The sequence below is a fragment of the Acidisoma sp. L85 genome (genome assembly GCF_009765865.1).
GTDB lineage: Bacteria > Pseudomonadota > Alphaproteobacteria > Acetobacterales > Acetobacteraceae > Acidisoma.
Genome location: NZ_LMUQ01000026.1, coordinates 26,862 through 43,679, shown reverse-complemented (window position 1 = coordinate 43,679; position 16,818 = coordinate 26,862). Strand labels below are relative to the sequence as shown.

The following is a 16,818-nucleotide window of genomic DNA, read 5'->3' as shown; positions in this document are numbered from 1 at the left end:
CGATGAGGTCCCGATGCGCCTGAACGCCGTAACGCTCGGCGGAGACGGGCCGCCGATTGTCCTGCTGCATGGCCTGTTCGGTGCCTCGCGCAATCTTCATTCGCTGCAAAAAGCTCTCGCCACCGATGGCCATCGCGTCGTGGCGCTCGATCTCCGCAACCACGGCGACAGCCCGCATGCGAAGGGCATGAGCTACGACGAGATGGCCGCCGATGTGCGCGAGACGCTGGGCGCCATGAGCGCCCTGCCCTGCGCGCTGCTGGGACACTCGATGGGCGGCAAGGTCGCGATGCGCCTCGCATTGGACCAGCCGACATTGGTGTCGCGTCTGGTCGTCGCCGATATCGCGCCGCGTGGCTATCGGCACGGCAACCGAGAGATCGCGGCCGCCATGCTCGCTCTGCCGCTGCATCCGGGGATGACTCGCGCCGAAGCCAATAAGGCGCTCGCCGATGGTGTGGCCGATCCGGCTACCCGGTCGTTTCTATTGCTCAGCCTGCGCCTCGGCGGTGAGGCGATGCCCGCATGGCGTATCGGTTTGTCCGAGATCGCTGGCGGTATGGCGACCATCGAGGGGTGGGAGAATGGCGAGACATCGCCTTACGGCGGCCCGAGCCTCTTCATTTCCGGTGCTCGCTCCACCTATGTCGCGGAAACCGACCAAGGCGCGATCCGCGACCTCTTTCCCGCGGCGCAATTCGTGGTGTTGCCGAATGCCGGGCATTGGCTGCATGCGGAGGATCCGGCGGGTTTCCTCGCAGCAGTGGCGCCCTTTCTGAAGGCGCAGCCGGTTAGCTAGGGCGCCGCCGGCTTCGGTAGGAGCACGTAAACCTTTCCGCCCGCGTTCATCGCACCCGCGGGGATCGCGGCGGCCGCACCCGTGCCGAAAAAGATATCGACATGCAGCGGACCCTGGATCGCCGCTCCGAGATCCTGCGCGACCATCAGTCGCTGATACGGCGCGTGCGTCGTCGGGTCGGTCGTATCCACCCAGACCGGCGCGCCCAGGGGTAGGTATTTGCGGTCCACCGCGATAGAGCGCCCCGGCGTCAGGCTGACGCCAAGCGCACCCGGCGGTCCGGCGTCGCTCTGCAATTCCGGCGCCGTCTTGAAGAACACATAGGAGGGGTTGCGCTCCATGATGGCACGCGCGCGGTCCGGATGGGCTTCCAGCCAGGCGCGGATGCTCTGCTCCGACACGCCATCGGGGGGCAACAGCTTCTGCTCCACCATCACCCGGCCGATGGGCACATAGGGGCGGCCGTTCTTCCCCGCATAGACCACTCGCATTGTATCGCCGTTCGGCAAGTCGATGCGGCCGGAGCCTTCAATCTGCAGGAAAAAGGCATCGACCGGATCGGCTACCCAGGCAATCGCCAGTTGCTGGCCGTCCAGCGCGCCGTTGTCGATCTGAAATCGGTCGTAGTAGGGCACCACAGTGTCACCAGCGATGCGTCCGACCGCCGTTTTCCCGGCGAGCGACGGCTCGAAGCCGCCAAGGTCGAAGCTGACCAGGTCGGGCGGCAGCCCAAAGAGCGGCGTCTGAAACGAGTCAGTTTGCGTGGTGCTCCCCGCCACTTCAGGCTCGTAGTAGCCGGTGAACCGGGCGGCTGAACTGCCGGTCTCCGCGACTTCATAGGGCTGGAACTGGGCCAGGAAGAAGGCCCGCGCCGCGGCGTCATCCGAGAGCGGCGTGCCACGCGCCGCCGCGCAGACATTGCTCCAGGCCGCCGCATTGCCCCCGAGCGTCGCGGCGGTGCCGCTGCCCCCCAAACTCTGGTCCGGCGGGAAATACTGAATTCGCTGGCAGCTCGTCACGAAGGCCGCCAAAGCGCCGGACGGCTGGGTGGCATTCCAGCCGGGCAGCGCGGCGAAAGCCACGGGCGTCAGGGTCATGCCTGCGCCACTCACCGCGACCGTGCCTTTGGGCGGAACGACGCATCCCGCGAGCGCAAGGGCTACCGACGCGGCTCCCGCCAGGCGTCTCCAAAGAGCGAACGGCAAGCGGAGTTTATGCGCTGCGCGCGGCGGCGAGGCGCCAGACGGGGTCACGCAGCGCGAGGTCACGCTCGAAGGTCCAGAGATCGGCGATCTCGGTCACCGCGTCGGTGCCGGCCTTGGGCTGATTGTCGCGCCCAAGCGTCAGGTTGATTTGATCCGACACGAAGCGAACCGTGATTTCCCCGATCTTCTCGTGCAGCTCGGCATCCTGGATCGACGCGACGGTGACTTCCTTGATCTCGGTGCGCTGCGTCTCGCTCGCCGTCTCGCGCGCCGCGATCGCGGTTTCGAAGGCCCGATAGGTCTCGTCCGTCAGCATGCCGCGCAATGTCACCCGGTCGCCCGCCGCAAAAGCCGAGACGATGGTGCGGAAGGACGTCTCGGCGGTGTCCAGAAATCGCGTTGGATCGAAGCCGCGATCGATGTCCCGCATCATGCGAAGGGTGGTGCCGATAGGGCCAGCGGGATCCGGCATCGGCCGCGCGGGTCGAGCGGGCGGCGGTTCCGCACGCCCTTCGATGACCGGCGCCTCGGGGCGTCCCGCATTGGCACGCCCGGCGGGACGGACAGGAGACGCGGTTTGGCCGCGACCCTCGAAGCCGATTCGCCGGCCGAGGATGCTGCGCAAGCGCAAGATCAGAAAGGCCGCGATCAACCCGAAGAGTATGAGGTCGATCGGAAAGCCGCCGGGGAAGTTCATGAGAGAGGTCCGCTGGGAGCGACGATTCTGGCCGCCACACCCTTCCTTCCAGGCCAGACATAAGGCCATGGCCACTACGCCGCAACAACAGCCGACACGCACCCCTTAACGTGATCACCGCAAACGACGCCCGCACGGGTGTTTTCGTTCCTCACCGTCTTTATACTCGGCGGATGATTCTTCTCCGCCACGGCCAGAGCGAGTTCAACCTGCATTTCAGCGCAACCCGAATCGACCCAGGGATTCCCGACCCCAAGCTCACGCCGCTAGGGCACGAGCAGGCCGCCGCCGCTGCGGAAGCGCTGTCCGGCGTTCCCATCAAACGCATCATCGCCTCGCCCTATACCCGGGCGATGGAGACCGCCGCGCCCTTCGCTAAGCGCCTCGGCCTGCCGGTGACGATCACCCCCCTCATCCGCGAGCGCTACAAATTCGCCTGCGATATCGGCTCGCCGCCCGATGTCCTCGCCGGAGCCTGGCCGCAGCACGACTTCAGCGATCTCGCCGAGACCTGGTGGCCGGCCCATACCGAAACCGAGGAAGCCGTGCTGGAACGCGCGGGGCATTTCCGCCAGGAAATGGCCGGCCGCCCGGATCACGCGGAAACCCTGGTGGTGACGCATTGGGCCTTCATCCTGGCCGTAACAGGAGAGAGCCTGGGCAACTGTGAATGGATCGTGGTCGATCCCGAGGCAGGCGATCCGCCGCTCGAATGAAGACGCGCGGCGCGCTGGCGTGGCCCCGGCCGTAATGCTAACGCAGCGCCGAAGCAGTCCGGAGTTACCCTAGGATGTCCGACCAAGCCCCGCAGACCCCGCCGGAAGCCGCGGCTCCGAGCCAGGGTCCGCTCGTGATCAACGCGCAATACGTGAAGGATTTGTCCTTCGAGGTTCCCGGCGCGCCGCAGATCTACGCGACCCTCCGCACCGCGCCGCAGGTCGCCGTCAACCTAGACGTCCAGGTCAAGCGGTTGCAGGAGGATCAGCTGGTCTTCGAGGTGGCGCTGGTCTGCCGGGTCGAGGCGACCCAGGTGCCCGAGGGGAATAATGGCGCCCAGCAATCCGGTATCGTCTTCCTCGCTGAGCTTACCTATGCCGGCATCTTCACCCTCTCCGGCATCCCCGAGAACCAGATCGAGCCAGTCCTTGTGGTCGAGGGTCCGCGCCTGCTCTTCCCCTTCGCCCGCAATATCCTGGCCGATGTGACGCGCGACGGTGGCTTCCCGCCGGTCATGCTCGGACCGATCGACTTCCTCGCCTTGTGGCAGGCGCGCCGCGCCCAGGCCACGGTGCAGCCCGTCAACTGAGACGGCGGCGGCGTAGCACAGCAACCCGGCACATCGCTCGATGCCAATCCTCACGGGGCATACGCGGCTTGCCGGCGTGCTGGGCTGGCCGGTCAGCCACTCCCGCTCGCCGCGCCTGCACGGCTTTTGGCTCGAACGCTACGGCATCGACGGCGTTTACCTGCCCCTCCCCGTTCGCCCCGAGGATTTTTCGGTGGCCGTGCGCGGGTTGATGGCCGCAGGCTTCGCGGGCGCCAATGTGACACTTCCGCATAAGCAGGCGGCTTTCGCCTGTTGCGATGCGCTGGAAGACGCCGCGCGCGCGACGGGCGCCGTCAATACGCTGAAATTCGAGGGCGGCCGCGTGATCGGCGACAACACGGATGGCGCCGGATTCATCGCCAATCTGGCGGCACACAAGGTTGAGCCGAAGTCCGGCCCCGCGCTGATCCTCGGCGCGGGCGGCGCGGCGAGCGCGATCGGCGCGGCACTTCGTGATAAAGATATAAACATATCGATATGTAATCGAAGCGAGGACCGGGCGGAGGCCTTGGCCAGGCGCATTCCCGGTGCTCGGGTAATTGACTGGGAAGCGCGGCATGATGCGCTCGCCGATCACGCATTGCTGGTGAACACGACCTCTCTGGGCATGACAGGGCAGCCGCCGCTCGATCTCGACTTGTCTCATGCCGCGCCCGGCATGGCCGTCGCCGATATCGTCTATGCGCCACTCGAGACGCCGCTGCTGGCCGCCGCCCGCGCAGCCGGTCTGCTGGCGGTCGGGGGCCTTGGCATGCTGCTGCACCAGGCGGCGCCAGGCTTCGCCGCCTGGTTCGGCATGACGCCGGTGGTGGATGAGGCGCTGTATCGCTTCGTCGCCGCCGATCTTCTGCCCGCGGCACCACTGGCGGGGTGAAGGTCATCGGCCTCACCGGCGGGATTGCCATGGGCAAATCCACCGTCGCCGCCGCCTTCCGCCGCGCCCGCATCCCCGTTTTCGACGCCGACGCCGAAGTCCACCACCTCCAAGCACGCGGAGGCGCCGCGGTCCCGGCCATCGCGGCCGCCTTTCCCGGCACGGTCCGGGAAGGCGCGGTCGATCGCGCCAGGTTACGTGCGTCGCTGCTGGCGGATCCCGCCGGCTGGCCGGTGCTGGAGGCGATCATCCATCCGCGCATCAATACCGCGCGCAAAGCCTTCCTCGCCCGCAATCGCCGGCGTGGTGCGCGTCTCGTTGTCCTGGATATTCCGCTGTTACTGGAAACCGAGCCTCGCCCTGCCGTCGACATGATCGTGGTCGTCTCGGCGCCTCGCGCGGTGCAGCGCGCACGCCTTAAGCGCCGGAGGCGAATGACACCGCCCGAGGCCGCCGCGATCGTCGCGCGGCAGATGCCCGACCGGGAGAAACGACGCCGCGCCGATCGCGTGATTGAAACCGGCCTCTCCCGCCGCTATTCCCAGGCCGCGATCCGCCGGCTGATCCAGGAGATTCGCGGATGACCCGCTCCGTTCTATTCGACACCGAGACCACCGGCCTGGAGCATGGTGACGGCCACCGCATCATCGAGATCGCGGCCCTCGAACTCTTCAACGAATTGCCGACCGGCCGCCAGTTCCACCACCTCATCCATCCCGAACGCGATGTTCCCGAGGACTCCACGCGGATCCACGGCATCACGCTGCTGCACCTCAAGGAAAAGCCGATCTTCCGGATCATCGCCGAGGAACTGATCGCCTTCTTCGGCGCCGACGAGATGCTGGTCGCCCACAACGCGCCATTCGACTTCGGCTTCGTCAATGCGGAGCTCAAGCGGCTCGGCATGCCGCATCTGCCGCCGCATCGCATGGTCGATACGCTGGCGCTCGCCAAGACGCGGTTCCCCGGCATGCCTAATAGCCTGGACGCCCTCTGCCGCCGCTACGGCATCGACCTCTCCGAACGCACCTCGCACAACGCGTTGCTCGACTGCCGTTTGCTGGCCGAGGTCTATATCGAGCTGACCGGCGGCCGTCAGCGCGGCCTATCCTTGGCTGTGGAGGCGGCGGCCGCATCGGTCGCCCGTTACGAGATGCGCGCCGACCGTGCCGTACGGCCAATCCTGGTGTCGGAGGAGGAGGAGGCCCGCCACGCTGCGTTCGTCGCGCAGATCAAGAACCCGATCTGGCAAGCCACGGCCACGGCCAACTAGTTCCTGGCCGCAATGGATAAGATCACACGCCGGGCAGCGATCTTCGTTAAAGATTTGTAGTTGAAGGCCACCTGATCACCGTTGGTCCGGGGCCGAAGCCTTGTGACAGCAGAACCTGCCCGGTTCGACCGGCGGTCATACTTGGGGCCATCGACACGGGCGGCTCAACAACGCCCTGAGCCTTCGGCGCCACGCTTGTCGGAAGAAGCTGTCCGAGCGGCAATTGCGCCGTCGTTCCATGAGCACATTGGATTGGGCACACCTGCTTCGCCGGCCGGCCCGGCCTCCGTGTCCCAACGGTCGAAGGAGTCGCCGCAGGTGCCCCAGAACCGCCCAGAGTTTTGATTGCTCTTTTAACCTGGCGAGGGGTCAACGTCGGGTACGGCACTTCGCTCCCAGAGACCAGCGGCCACTGCAGATCTAATCGAGTTGTTCCGGTGATCTTCGGCAAGGCTTCCTCCAACGAGACAAGCGCTTGCCTTATCATCCGTGTCTAAACAAGAGGTTATCAGAAATCCGTGCAGCGACCCTTCTGCTCCCAGTCGCCATAGCGCGTCGGCTCGGGCCCAGCGGGGCCACCTATCTCCTTCGGCATTGGCTTAGTCGCCGGAGTTTCGATCGGCTTCTCGCCAGCTGAGGGTTCGGGCTTCGCGGTAGACTCGCTCATTGGTAATTCCTTCACACGCCGCCAACAATATCTGGCGTCGCCGGGCATAAATCACCCACGCAACCGCGCCGCTGCCATGAGTTTCACGGCGCGGGCGCGCCCCCCTTTGCCGTCTGCGCGATGAAAGCATCCGCCTGCGCCTTGAGCGCTGCAAGCTTGGGGTCCGAACGGATCGCTAGGGCGCGGCCCCAGGCAGCGGAGGCCGCCGGGGCATCGCCGATGCCCGCCTCCGCATTGCCCAGGAGAACGAATCCCTGGCGCGCCTGCTCGCTCTGTGGATCGAGCGTGGCGATCTTGGCGCGTAGTATGTCGAGCATCGCGGCATCCTGGCGGGCCTGTTCCTCCGCCGCCGCGATGCGCGGGGCGAGCGGCGCCCCCGGCAAATTCGGCGCACCCTGCGGCAAATAGAGCGCGATCGCCGCCAGCGGCACCAGCAGGATCATCGCAGGCAGCAGCCAGCCGCCTCGCGCGGCGGGGAGAGCCTCGTCCGGGGAGTCCGCCATGGCCAGCAGCCGGCGCTCGATCTCGAGCTTCGCCTGCGCCTGCTCAGCGGGCAGGATGCGGCCGCGCGCGCCCTCCTGCTCCAGCTCAGCGAGCTGGGCGCGGTAAAGTGTCAGCGCCGCCTCGCGCCGGCCGCGCAGACGGATGCGGCGTTGCGCGAACCATAGCGGCGCCAGCACCACCAGGCAGAGGCCAAGGATCGCCAGCCAGATCATGGGTGGAGGATCGTCTCCAGCCGCTTGCGTTCAGCCGCCGTCAAGGGCGGCGAGGTCTCGGCGCGCTTGCCGTGGCGGCGCCAAGCGGCTCCCACAGCGATGATAAGTCCGAGCGCGATCGCCAGGAACGGCGTTGCCCAAAGCGCGAAGGTCATCGCGTTGAAGGGCGGCTTCAGCAGGATGAAGTTGCCGTAGCGCTGGACCATGTAGCCAACGATCTCGCGGTTACTCCGCCCCGCCACGACCTGCTGGCGGATTATGGTGCGGATGTCGCGGGCCAGGTCGGCGTTGCTGTCCTCGATGCTCTCATTTTGGCAGACGAGGCAGCGCAGCCGGGCGCCGATGGCCTCGGCCCGCGCCTCCTGCGCAGGATTCGACAGCAACTCGGCGGGATCGCTGACGGCCCAGGCCGGAGCGGCTGCGAGCGCCACGAGGACAGCGGCGACGAGGGGCGCGCGGCGCGACATTTATGAAGCGGTCCGCAGCAGCGGCACGAGGTCGCGGTCGATCACCGTGTTCGTGAGCGCCCCAGCGAAACGCCAGCGCACGATGCCCGCCGCGTCGATGAGATAGGTCTCCGGCACGCCATAAACGCCCCAATCGATCGCGACCCGGCCCGGGCGATCGACAGCTATACGAGCGTAAGGATTGCCATGACTGGCGAGATACGCCGCGGTGGCGTCGGGCGCGTCCTTATAGGTTATGCCCCAGAGCGGCAGCCCCTGATGCGCCAGCTGCGCGAGTACCGGCGCTTCCTCGACACAGGGCACGCACCAGGAGGCGAAGAAGTTCACCAGCATCGGGCGGCCGGGTTTCTGGAGTTCGGTGCCAGTGATGCCGCTGGCGAACGACCCGCCGCCAAGGCCGGGAAGCGAGAAGTCGGGGACGTGGCGGCCGATGAGCGGGCTCGGCAGCGTATGCGGGTCGAACTCTCCTTCGCGCATGCGGGCCAGCATGACGCCCCAGCCGGTTGCGGCGACCGCGACGACGCCGAGCGGTAATCCAAGCAGGAGGCGGCGGCGGTTCATTCGGCGGGAACGACAGGCCCGCGCCGGGCCGTGGCGACGCGACGCAGCGGCGCGCCGATCCGCAGGCGGCGGTCGGACAGCGAGAGCCAGCCGCCGATCGCCATGATCAGCGCGCCGAACCAGATCCATGGCGCCAGCGGATTGACGTGTAGCCGCAGCACGACGCCTCCGCCCCGCTCGTCGCCCATCGCCACATAGAGATCGCGCAGGCCGTTGGTCTTGATCGAGACATCGGTGGTCGTCGTTTGCTGCAGCGGGAAGGATCGCTTGCCCGGATGCATGATCGCGACCAGCCGCCCGCTGGCGGCGTCGTTGACCTGGAGGGTCGCGACCCGCCCCATCCAGTTCGGCCCCGGCTGGTCATGCAGCGAGACAAGCATCCAGCGATAGCCGCCCAAAGCCACCGTCTGGCCCGGCTTGACCAGCTGAATCGAATGCACCGCCAGCGACATGCCGACCATGCCGGCAACGGTCACGCCAAGACCTGCGTGGCCGATGGCGGCGCCATAGCTCGCACGCGGCAATTGCCGCAGCCGCGCCCAGCTCACCGAGAGCGGCACGCGGAACAACCGCCCGCGCTCGACCAGCTCGGCGGCGGCGGAGAGCACCATCCAGAGGGCGAAGCCGAAGCCCAATGCCGGAATGGCACCCAAGCCGTGCGCCGCGATCAGGCCGACGACGAGCGCCGCCAAGGCCGCCCACCAAAGCCGGATGAGCGCGGGAGCCAATGCCGCGCGCTTCCAGGACAAGACGGGACCCAGCCCCATCGCTGCCATCACGGGAGCGGCGAGCGGAATCACGGTGGAGTCGAAGAAGGGCTTGCCCACGCTGATTTGCTGGCCGAACAGCAACTGCACGAAGGGCGGATACATCGTGCCCACCAGCACCACCGCCGCGATGGCGCAGAGCAGGATGTTGTTGAGCACCAGCGCGCCCTCGCGCGAGATCGGAGCGAAGATACCCGCCGGCACCAATACCGGCGCACGAAGGGCAAAGAGCAGCAGCGAACCGCCGATCACGATGCCGAGCAACGCGAGAATGAAAATCCCGCGCGTCGGGTCATTGGCGAAGGCATGCACACTGTTCAGCAGCCCCGAGCGCACCAGGAAGGTGCCGGAGAGGCTCAGCGAGAAGGTGATGATCGCGAGCAGCACGGACCAGATCTTCAGCGCCTCCCGCTTCTCCACCACGATGGCGGAATGCAGCAGCGCCGTGCCGGTCAGCCACGGGAGAAGAGACGCGTTCTCGACCGGGTCCCAGAACCAGTAGCCGCCCCAGCCAAGCTCGTAATAGCTCCACCAGGACCCGAGGGCGATGCCGCAGGTCAGGAAACACCAGGCGGCCAGGGTCCATGGCCGGACCCAGCGCCCCCAGGCGGCATCGACCCGGCCCTCGATCAGCGAGGCGACGGCGAAGGCGAAGGCGATCGAGAAGCCGACATAGCCGGCATAGAGAATCGGCGGATGGAAGGCGAGACCGGGATCCTGCAGCAGCGGATTGACCCCCTGCCCGTCCGGCGGCGGCGGCCAGATGCGGTTGAAGGGGTCGGATGCGGTCAGGGTGAAGAGCAGAAACCCGCAGGACACTGCGCCGAGCACGCCGATCACCCGCGCCCGCAAGGCCGAAGGTAGGCCGCGGCCGAACACCGCGATGGTCGCGCCGCAGAGCGACAGGATGAGGCACCAGAGGAGGATGGAACCCTCGTGGTTTCCCCAGGTGCCGGTGATTTTGTAGAGCAGAGGCGTCAGCGCGCTCGAATACTCGGCGACGTTCATCACCGAGAAATCGGAAACGACACCGCTCCAGACCAGCGCCAAGAAGGACAGCCCGACGGCAATGAACTGGCCGAGCGCCAGCGCGGGCGCCGCCGCGATCAGCCGCGCATCGCCGCGATGCGCGCCCCAGATCGACAGCACCGCCTGCGCGGCAGCGATGACGCAGGCGAGCGCGATCGCGAAGTGGCCGAGTTCTGGGATCATGGTGAGGCGCCGCCGCGAGAGGAACCCACCCCCGGCCCCTCCCTTGCAGGGAGAGGAGAAACCTCGGTCGTGTCCATTCTATCCACCGGCCAGCTTCGCCCCAGTGCCATTCCATGCCGCGGCGGGCGGAGGCGCACCGGTCGCCGGGTTCCACATGTGGTTTTTCTTGAGCGCTGCCTCGACCTCGGGCGGCATGTAATCGGCGCTGTGCTTGGCCAGCACCTCAGTGGCGCGGAAGTCGCCATCCGGCGTCATCGCGCCCATGGCGACGACTCCCTGGCCCTCGCGGAACAGATCCGGCAGCACGCCCTGATACTCAGCCGGCACGACATGGCCATGGCCATCGGTCACGCCGAAGACCGCTCCGGGCGCGCCGTCCACCATGGTCTGCTTCAAGGTGCCCTCGGCCACCATGCCGCCCAGGCGGAAAGCGCGGCCGGGTGCCGGGTGCTTCGTCAGCACGTCACCGGGGAGCATGAAGAAGACGATATCGCTAGTGAAGGCCGACAGGGTAAGCGCCGTGGCGCTCCCGAAACCCAGTCCGCACGCCACCAATACCCAGAGCCGGCGCCGCTTGCGGGTCATCGGTCGCCGCCTCGGCCGCCGGTCTCGGCTGCCGGTCGGCGAGATCGGAGGCGGCGAAGTGGCCGGGATGATGGATGGGTTTGCACCTGCCCTCTCTACCGAAAAGCGGACGGTGTTAGAAGTCAGCCTGTGATCGCCGCCAAGAGCGTGACTTACACTTAATGAACACCCCACTGCGGGCTTCGTTTTTGGCGAGAATTTACGTTTCGGAAACATTCTCGCGCTACGAAGAACCGTCGCATTTCCGTAGCTCGATATCCGTTTTCAACAAGTGCTGTCAGCGAGACGGTTCCTTGGGCGATCGGTCAAAAGTCGAGTGACGCGGCACCGCTCACCCAATGATGGAGGAACCGCTATGCCCAATGGCTTCCACTCCGGCGGCTGGCCCGCAAGAGACAGCATCCAGGGCCACACATACGACCCAGTCATACCTTTCACCACCACCCAGCCGACGTTCCTTCAGCATGTGGTCGAGAGCGTCCCTCCCGCTGGAGTGGCCAGCTTCCTCGGCGTCAGCGCTCTCGCATTGTACGCAATTGCCTATCGTAGGCAAATCGCGAACGCCGCCCTTACCTATGTCGCGGGAGGCACCCGAGTATTGGAGCCGCCTGCCCAAGAAATGCAGCAGCAGCAATTGCTTCACGAGATTCTGGTCCCGGCGGACAACAGACAAGCCTTTCTGCCAGCCAGGCCCCTTACCCCTTGATACGGCACACTCTGGCAGCATCGCTGTAACTGCTCTGGAAGTCCCGCTGCGTCTTGCCAGAGTTAGCCACGGCGGCGGCGGCCCGAGGTCGCTTCCAGCACTGCGAGTCGGCGGCGCGCGAGGCGGTGACGACGCCATGCATCCCCTGCCAGACCGAGCACCGCGATTGCCGCCAGACCGTAAGATGCCGCGATATAGGCGAGGTTGGTCACGCCGACACCTCCGCCTGCCGCGCCCTGGCGCTGAGCAGTGAGCGTATCCGCCGCTCCATCACTGCCGACCGCAGACGCGCCAGCACCAAAGCCGCGAAGACAAGCGTGAAACCCAGCGCCGAGACGAGCAAAGGGTCAAGCATCGAGGCGGACATGGTGGTCCGGCCGAAGAGATGGATGGTGTCGGGCTGGTGCAGCGTGTTCCACCAATCGACGCTGAACTTGATGATCGGCAGGTTCACCGCGCCGACCAGAGCCAGGATGGCGGCCGCGCGATAGCCGCGTTCGGGATTGTCGAAGGCGCGGATCAGCGCGATCTGGCCGAGATAGAGGAAGAACAGCACAAGAACGGAAGTCAGCCGTGCGTCCCAGACCCACCAGGCACCCCACATAGGCTTGCCCCAAAGACTGCCGGTGGCGAGGCAAAGCGCGGTGAAGGCGGCGCCCACCGGCCCGATCTCCAGCGCCGCGAGATCCGCCAAAGGATGGCGCCAGACGATCGAGATGACGGCGCAGACGGCGAGCGCCGCATAGCCCATCGAAGCGAGCCAGGCGGCGGGGACATGGACATACATGATCCGCACCGCGTCGCCCTGCTGCCAGTCCGGTGGCGCGACGAACAGGCCCCAGGCGAGACCGGCCAGGGTGAAGACCGCGCCGCAGATCGCGAGCCAAGGCAACACGCGGCCCGACAGCCGCAGAAACCGCCCCGGATTGGCGAAGCGGTGCAGGTTGCGGCCCCGTTTAGGCGCGACCGACGGAAGGGCTGGGCTGGTGGCGTCCACACGTCTCCTTAGCGAAGGATGGGCCCGGTTTGAAGTCGCCCGCGCGCAAAGCGGGGTTAGAATTGTTGGTTGGCTATCTCGGCCATCGCTGAATTGGATCGGGTTGCGGCAATCGCCGCGCGAGCCGGTTTGGCCGGCGGAAATCGGGGCACGGAGGCCTGAGGAAAGATCAAGGAAAGGCATGTGGGTCAGGCGTGGTGTGGCTGTTGTTAATATTGTGGATACCGATGGCTCGATAAGGTCCCGACATTCACGAGGATGCTTTCTATGCCGTTGTGTCCATTTGGGCCATTTTACATCGTGGGCAGTTGGTCCAACTGCGGAATATCCGGCCCAAAACCATTCGTGGCCCCAATCGGTTCAGGCTCGCCCGGTCGAGCAGGCTACGGGGACGGCTTCCTCGATGGTATGCCGAGTGTCTACTTGGGAGCTGGCCTAACACTAGCGGCGTTTAGTGCTGCGGCGGTCATCGCCGGGTATCGCTACGTTTATCCGCCGCGAGCCGCTACCGCGGTTCCGGTCCCTTCTGCGAATCAACCCTTCCTGCCGGCAGTGCCTCAGGTGGAGGCCGTCTAATCCACCACGTGGAACTGGCCCGCTCAGCTTGACCCTGACCTTAGCCCCTCCGCCCGGCTTGGGTTTGAAGCCCCGGCGGCCTGCGGTAGGGTCCGCGACCTTCGCGTCGCGGGCTGGCGACGCAGGGTCAAGGAGTTGCCGCGATGCTCTTCGCCATCACCCATACCGACAAGCCCGAGAGCCAGGCGCTGCGAGCGAGCACGCGCGAGGCGCATCTCGCCTATCTCGAGGGTGTCGTCGCGAATATCCGCCTCGCCGGGCCGGTGCTGAACGACGCGGGACAACCGACCGGCAGCCTGCTGATTGTGGAGGCGGCGGACCGCGCGGCGGCGGAGGCCTTCGCGGTGGCCGACCCCTATACCAAAAGCGGGCTCTTCGCGCGCACGACCATCCAGCCCTACCGCGAAGTCTTCGCGGATGGCGCGCGCGTCGGCTGAGGGCGCCGCCAATGACCGCCTATTGGCTCGTGAAGAGCGAGCCGGATGCTTTCTCCTGGGACCAGCAGGTCGCGCACGAAGTCGAGCCCTGGACCGGCGTGCGCAATCACATGGCGAAGAACAATCTGGCGGCGATGCGCAAGGGCGATCTCGCTTTCTTTTACCATTCGAATATCGGCAAGGAGATCGTCGGCATCGTGCGCGTAAAGCGCGAGGCTTATCCCGATCCGACGGCGGAAAGCGGCGGCTGGGTCTGTGTCGATATGGAGGCGGTGAAACCGGTACCCAAACCGGTCACGCTCGCTGCCATGAAAGCGGATCCCAAGCTCGAGGGATTGTCGTTGCTGCGGCTCTCGCGGCTTTCCGTGGCACCCATCAGTGCCGAACATTGGCGCTACATCTGCAAGCTGGGTGGTGTCCGCAGCGTTTAAGATTTCGGCTCTGCGGACGGCGCGCGGTCAATACTGGTGATTGGCGCTGAGTTTTCGACGAGGCCGCCGGTTTCGCGGACGGAACAGAACGTGCGACGTTTCATTTAGTCAAAGTTAACGACGTCATGCTTAGCTTGCCTCGTCAACGGAGCGGAGGCGTTTATGGGTAACGTGTACGGGCCTTTCGGCGACTTTGGTCCTACGAATCGGTATCCCGGAGGCAGCGACGATATAACCTGGTGGCAGTACCTTTTCGGGTCCACGCAGGAGCGCCTTGGAGAGACTTTGGCGCACCCGACCATGCGTGGTACCCTCCCGTATGTAGCTGTAGTAACGGCCGGCCTGGGCCTGGCAGGCTACGTGACATACTCTCTGGCGTCACATGGTCGACGAAGCTATTTGCCGGTCGTCAATGCTTCCCAGCAAGTTCAGCTTGAGAGCGGGCCCGAGGCACTCGGCCTTTCCGAGACTTCAGTTTAGCCAAAGATCCACTAACGATCGATATCCTGACACCGCATCGAAACAGATTGTTAGTCGTTGATTAATGGTACTCCGCTAAGCTCCCAATTCAATAACAGCGGGAGAACTCCATGTCCGGTGGGAGTAGTTAATATGTGCGTGGGAGCATGCGCTAGAGCCGTCGTGGAGTGGTCGGCCAACAATAATGGTGTAGGGCCCGCTGGCACGGGAACGAGGTTCACCCCAGGCGCGGTCACAGCGGCGGCCGTCCCATTGGCTCTCGTCCTGTCAGCGTGGAGCCTATGGCGTCTCAATCGCGCGCCAGGCCCTCGGTCAGGGACCCAGCAGCCAAGCTATCTGCCGATAGCCAATCAGCCCTCGAATGCTACCACCGACTCGTTCGGAGTTTTCGTTACGCGGGTCTAACCCTGCCAGGATTGTCATCTATCGAACGACTCAAGGGCTGACTCGCCGAGATCTCGACCGACCCGAGGTCTCGGCCGGGATCCTTCGAGCTTGACGATACCGACCGCCGGGAAGGCCTTCAGTCAAAGCTATCGGGATTCACAGCGAAAACGGCTTGCCGCGGCTTCCACTCCTCAATGACGTCCGCCTCGCGAACCAAAGTGACGTGGCTAAAACTCCACGTCACCGCGGTATCTGCAAGCTGCCTGCACCACTACGCTTCGAGCCAAAGCGCGGCCGCCATCCGCCTCATTCTTTGCCGAGCACCGCGATCACGGCGCGTTTGACTTGCTCCGCGGTGATCAGCCGTGTGCATTCGAATTGCCGGTCTGTATCCTTGTGGCGCGGACACCACAGGAAATCCTTGTGGTCGAAGCGATGACGCGGGTCGTTCCAGCAGCTATTGCAAGCGTGCCAATTGATGACGCGGCCGTCGGTCGCGAATTCATTCGTCGGATGGGTGAAGCCCGAGATCATCACAGTGGGGCATTGAGCCGCCCAGGCGAGCCAGACGAGGCCCGAGGAGGGGCCGATGAAACATTTGGCGTGACGTAGCCAGCGTGCGCGTTCGGCGAGCGGACGGTCCCCCGTCTGATCCTCGGCGCCATGCGGAATATGGGTCCAGGCAAGCCCTTGGCCGTGAGTCGATTCCTTGTCGATGCAGATGACACGGTAGCCGCGATCCTTGAGAAACCGGATAACCTCCGCCCAGCCGTGCGGATTGTTCCACTTCTTCGCCTGGGTGCTCGCTTGCACCGCGATGCAGACATAGGGTTCGGCGATCGGCGGCCTGTCATCGGGAAGAGCGAGCTTCGGCGGCAGTTCCTCGGGATCGACGCCGAGGATATAGGCCGCCGTGCGATGCAATCCAACAAGCCGGAAATCCGTCGGTTGATAGACAAAGCCGGAATCATCGAAGAACAGCCCGATATTGTAGGTGGCGTAGTAGAGCGCCGGATTGATGTCATCCATCGGCACGAAGGTAATCTCGGGGTATGCGGGCTGTAGCAGCGGAATGATGACTGGGTTCATGCCGCAGCTCATGCGGCAACCAAGTTTTACGCGCATCTTCTCCACATAGGGGAACCAGCCGAGCGTGTCGCCCAAGGTTCCGACCGGCAGATTGACCAGCACCTCCTTTCCGCGCGCATCGTATTCGTGACGAAAGACACTGACCTCATTCTGCCAAACCTCGACCCCGAAGCGTACATAAAAGCGTTTCGAGCTGACGACGAAGGACGCCTTGGTGGGGGAGTTGAAGAGGATGTTGTTGGTATCCAGATCGCGGAGCTGGATACGCCAATCGCCATCGGGCACCTTGACCCGAACGCCTTGGTTGAAGTCGAAACGGATGCCGAGCGGCCCCTCCTGAGTCGGCACCGGAGGCGGCTCGGGGAAGCTGCCTTTGACTTTCGCGGGAACCGCAGCCACCGGCTCGACAGCCGGCGGCGTTACGGATTTCGTTACTTGACTGGTCTCGCTGTTCGGGATGGTAATACTGATAGTGCCGTCCACGGCCTCCACCTTTCGATCTGCTCTGGCCCCGCGGAATTGTCGACGCGACGGCCTCATGAGGGTCATTCTGTTACGATTTGGT

Annotated in this window: 20 protein-coding genes; 9 read left to right on the top strand and 11 right to left on the bottom strand. The window is 65.3% G+C overall.

Features of this window, described 5'->3' with window-relative positions; all coding sequences use genetic code 11:
• The first annotated feature begins 13 nt into the window (after positions 1-13).
• Positions 14-799, top strand: coding sequence for an alpha/beta fold hydrolase (locus tag GSQ83_RS06100; RefSeq protein WP_158802004.1), 786 nt, complete (start codon positions 14-16; stop codon positions 797-799).
• Here GSQ83_RS06100 and GSQ83_RS06095 read toward each other — a convergent pair.
• Both GSQ83_RS06095 and GSQ83_RS06090 read right to left on the bottom strand, forming a co-directional pair.
• Positions 796-1,896 (bottom strand): murein transglycosylase A, encoded by a 1,101-nt coding sequence (locus GSQ83_RS06095; RefSeq protein WP_158802003.1) that lies wholly within the window; start codon positions 1,894-1,896, stop codon positions 796-798. The genes GSQ83_RS06100 and GSQ83_RS06095 overlap by 4 nt on opposite strands.
• 115 nt (positions 1,897-2,011) lie before the next feature.
• Positions 2,012-2,701, bottom strand: coding sequence for a Tim44/TimA family putative adaptor protein (locus GSQ83_RS06090; protein WP_158802002.1), 690 nt, complete (start codon positions 2,699-2,701; stop codon positions 2,012-2,014).
• A gap of 173 nt (positions 2,702-2,874) precedes the next feature.
• Between GSQ83_RS06090 and GSQ83_RS06085 the strand changes: the two genes are divergently transcribed.
• The 5 genes from GSQ83_RS06085 to dnaQ all read left to right on the top strand — a co-directional run bounded on the left by GSQ83_RS06085 (position 2,875) and on the right by dnaQ (position 6,175).
• On the top strand, positions 2,875-3,417 hold the full coding sequence (locus tag GSQ83_RS06085; protein WP_158802383.1) for a histidine phosphatase family protein: 543 nt from the start codon (positions 2,875-2,877) through the stop codon (positions 3,415-3,417).
• A gap of 74 nt (positions 3,418-3,491) precedes the next feature.
• Entirely contained in the window at positions 3,492-4,007 is a 516-nt protein-coding gene (secB, locus tag GSQ83_RS06080; protein WP_158802001.1) for a protein-export chaperone SecB, read from the top strand.
• Positions 4,008-4,047: 40 nt separating this feature from the next.
• Complete coding sequence (locus tag GSQ83_RS06075) at positions 4,048-4,902, top strand: shikimate dehydrogenase (RefSeq protein WP_158802000.1); 855 nt, start codon at positions 4,048-4,050, stop codon at positions 4,900-4,902.
• Positions 4,899-5,486 (top strand): dephospho-CoA kinase, encoded by a 588-nt coding sequence (gene coaE / locus GSQ83_RS06070; protein WP_158801999.1) that lies wholly within the window; start codon positions 4,899-4,901, stop codon positions 5,484-5,486. Before GSQ83_RS06075 ends, coaE begins: the two co-directional genes overlap by 4 nt.
• Entirely contained in the window at positions 5,483-6,175 is a 693-nt protein-coding gene (dnaQ, locus tag GSQ83_RS06065; RefSeq protein ID WP_158801998.1) for a DNA polymerase III subunit epsilon, read from the top strand. Before coaE ends, dnaQ begins: the two co-directional genes overlap by 4 nt.
• A 508-nt stretch (positions 6,176-6,683) precedes the next feature.
• On the opposite strand, the gene GSQ83_RS06060 is transcribed toward dnaQ, so the two are convergent.
• From GSQ83_RS06060 to ccmE, 6 genes are all read right to left on the bottom strand, one after another.
• Positions 6,684-6,842, bottom strand: coding sequence for a DUF1674 domain-containing protein (locus tag GSQ83_RS06060; protein ID WP_174246633.1), 159 nt, complete (start codon positions 6,840-6,842; stop codon positions 6,684-6,686).
• Positions 6,843-6,925: 83 nt separating this feature from the next.
• On the bottom strand, positions 6,926-7,558 hold the full coding sequence (ccmI, locus tag GSQ83_RS06055; protein WP_158801996.1) for a c-type cytochrome biogenesis protein CcmI: 633 nt from the start codon (positions 7,556-7,558) through the stop codon (positions 6,926-6,928).
• Positions 7,555-8,025 (bottom strand): cytochrome c-type biogenesis protein, encoded by a 471-nt coding sequence (locus tag GSQ83_RS06050; RefSeq protein WP_158801995.1) that lies wholly within the window; start codon positions 8,023-8,025, stop codon positions 7,555-7,557. The genes ccmI and GSQ83_RS06050 overlap by 4 nt, the downstream gene beginning before the upstream one ends.
• Entirely contained in the window at positions 8,026-8,586 is a 561-nt protein-coding gene (locus GSQ83_RS06045) for a DsbE family thiol:disulfide interchange protein (RefSeq protein WP_158801994.1), read from the bottom strand.
• Complete coding sequence (locus tag GSQ83_RS06040) at positions 8,583-10,565, bottom strand: heme lyase CcmF/NrfE family subunit (protein ID WP_158801993.1); 1,983 nt, start codon at positions 10,563-10,565, stop codon at positions 8,583-8,585. Before GSQ83_RS06040 ends, GSQ83_RS06045 begins: the two co-directional genes overlap by 4 nt.
• A 78-nt stretch (positions 10,566-10,643) precedes the next feature.
• Entirely contained in the window at positions 10,644-11,150 is a 507-nt protein-coding gene (gene ccmE, locus GSQ83_RS06035) for a cytochrome c maturation protein CcmE (protein ID WP_158801992.1), read from the bottom strand.
• Positions 11,151-11,505: 355 nt separating this feature from the next.
• On the opposite strand from ccmE, the gene GSQ83_RS06030 reads away from it, so the two are divergent.
• The gene (locus tag GSQ83_RS06030; protein ID WP_158801991.1) at positions 11,506-11,856 is read left to right on the top strand and encodes a hypothetical protein; all 351 of its coding nucleotides are present in this window, start codon (positions 11,506-11,508) and stop codon (positions 11,854-11,856) included.
• Between the two features lie 62 nt (positions 11,857-11,918).
• On the opposite strand, the gene ccmD is transcribed toward GSQ83_RS06030, so the two are convergent.
• Together ccmD and GSQ83_RS06020 are read right to left on the bottom strand one after the other, a co-directional pair.
• Positions 11,919-12,068: a heme exporter protein CcmD gene (ccmD, locus tag GSQ83_RS06025; protein ID WP_158801990.1), complete on the bottom strand. Its 150-nt coding sequence runs from the start codon at positions 12,066-12,068 to the stop codon at positions 11,919-11,921.
• Positions 12,065-12,853, bottom strand: a complete 789-nt coding sequence (locus GSQ83_RS06020) for a heme ABC transporter permease (RefSeq protein WP_254065521.1) — start codon at positions 12,851-12,853, stop codon at positions 12,065-12,067. The genes ccmD and GSQ83_RS06020 overlap by 4 nt, the downstream gene beginning before the upstream one ends.
• Positions 12,854-13,572: 719 nt before the next feature.
• Between GSQ83_RS06020 and GSQ83_RS06015 the strand changes: the two genes are divergently transcribed.
• On the top strand, positions 13,573-13,866 hold the full coding sequence (locus GSQ83_RS06015) for a YciI family protein (RefSeq protein ID WP_158801988.1): 294 nt from the start codon (positions 13,573-13,575) through the stop codon (positions 13,864-13,866).
• 11 nt (positions 13,867-13,877) lie between these two features.
• Positions 13,878-14,297: an EVE domain-containing protein gene (locus tag GSQ83_RS06010; RefSeq protein ID WP_158801987.1), complete on the top strand. Its 420-nt coding sequence runs from the start codon at positions 13,878-13,880 to the stop codon at positions 14,295-14,297.
• Positions 14,298-15,470: 1,173 nt separating this feature from the next.
• Here GSQ83_RS06010 and GSQ83_RS06005 read toward each other — a convergent pair.
• Entirely contained in the window at positions 15,471-16,718 is a 1,248-nt protein-coding gene (locus GSQ83_RS06005; protein ID WP_371417980.1) for an autotransporter strand-loop-strand O-heptosyltransferase, read from the bottom strand.
• Positions 16,719-16,818 lie beyond the last annotated feature (100 nt).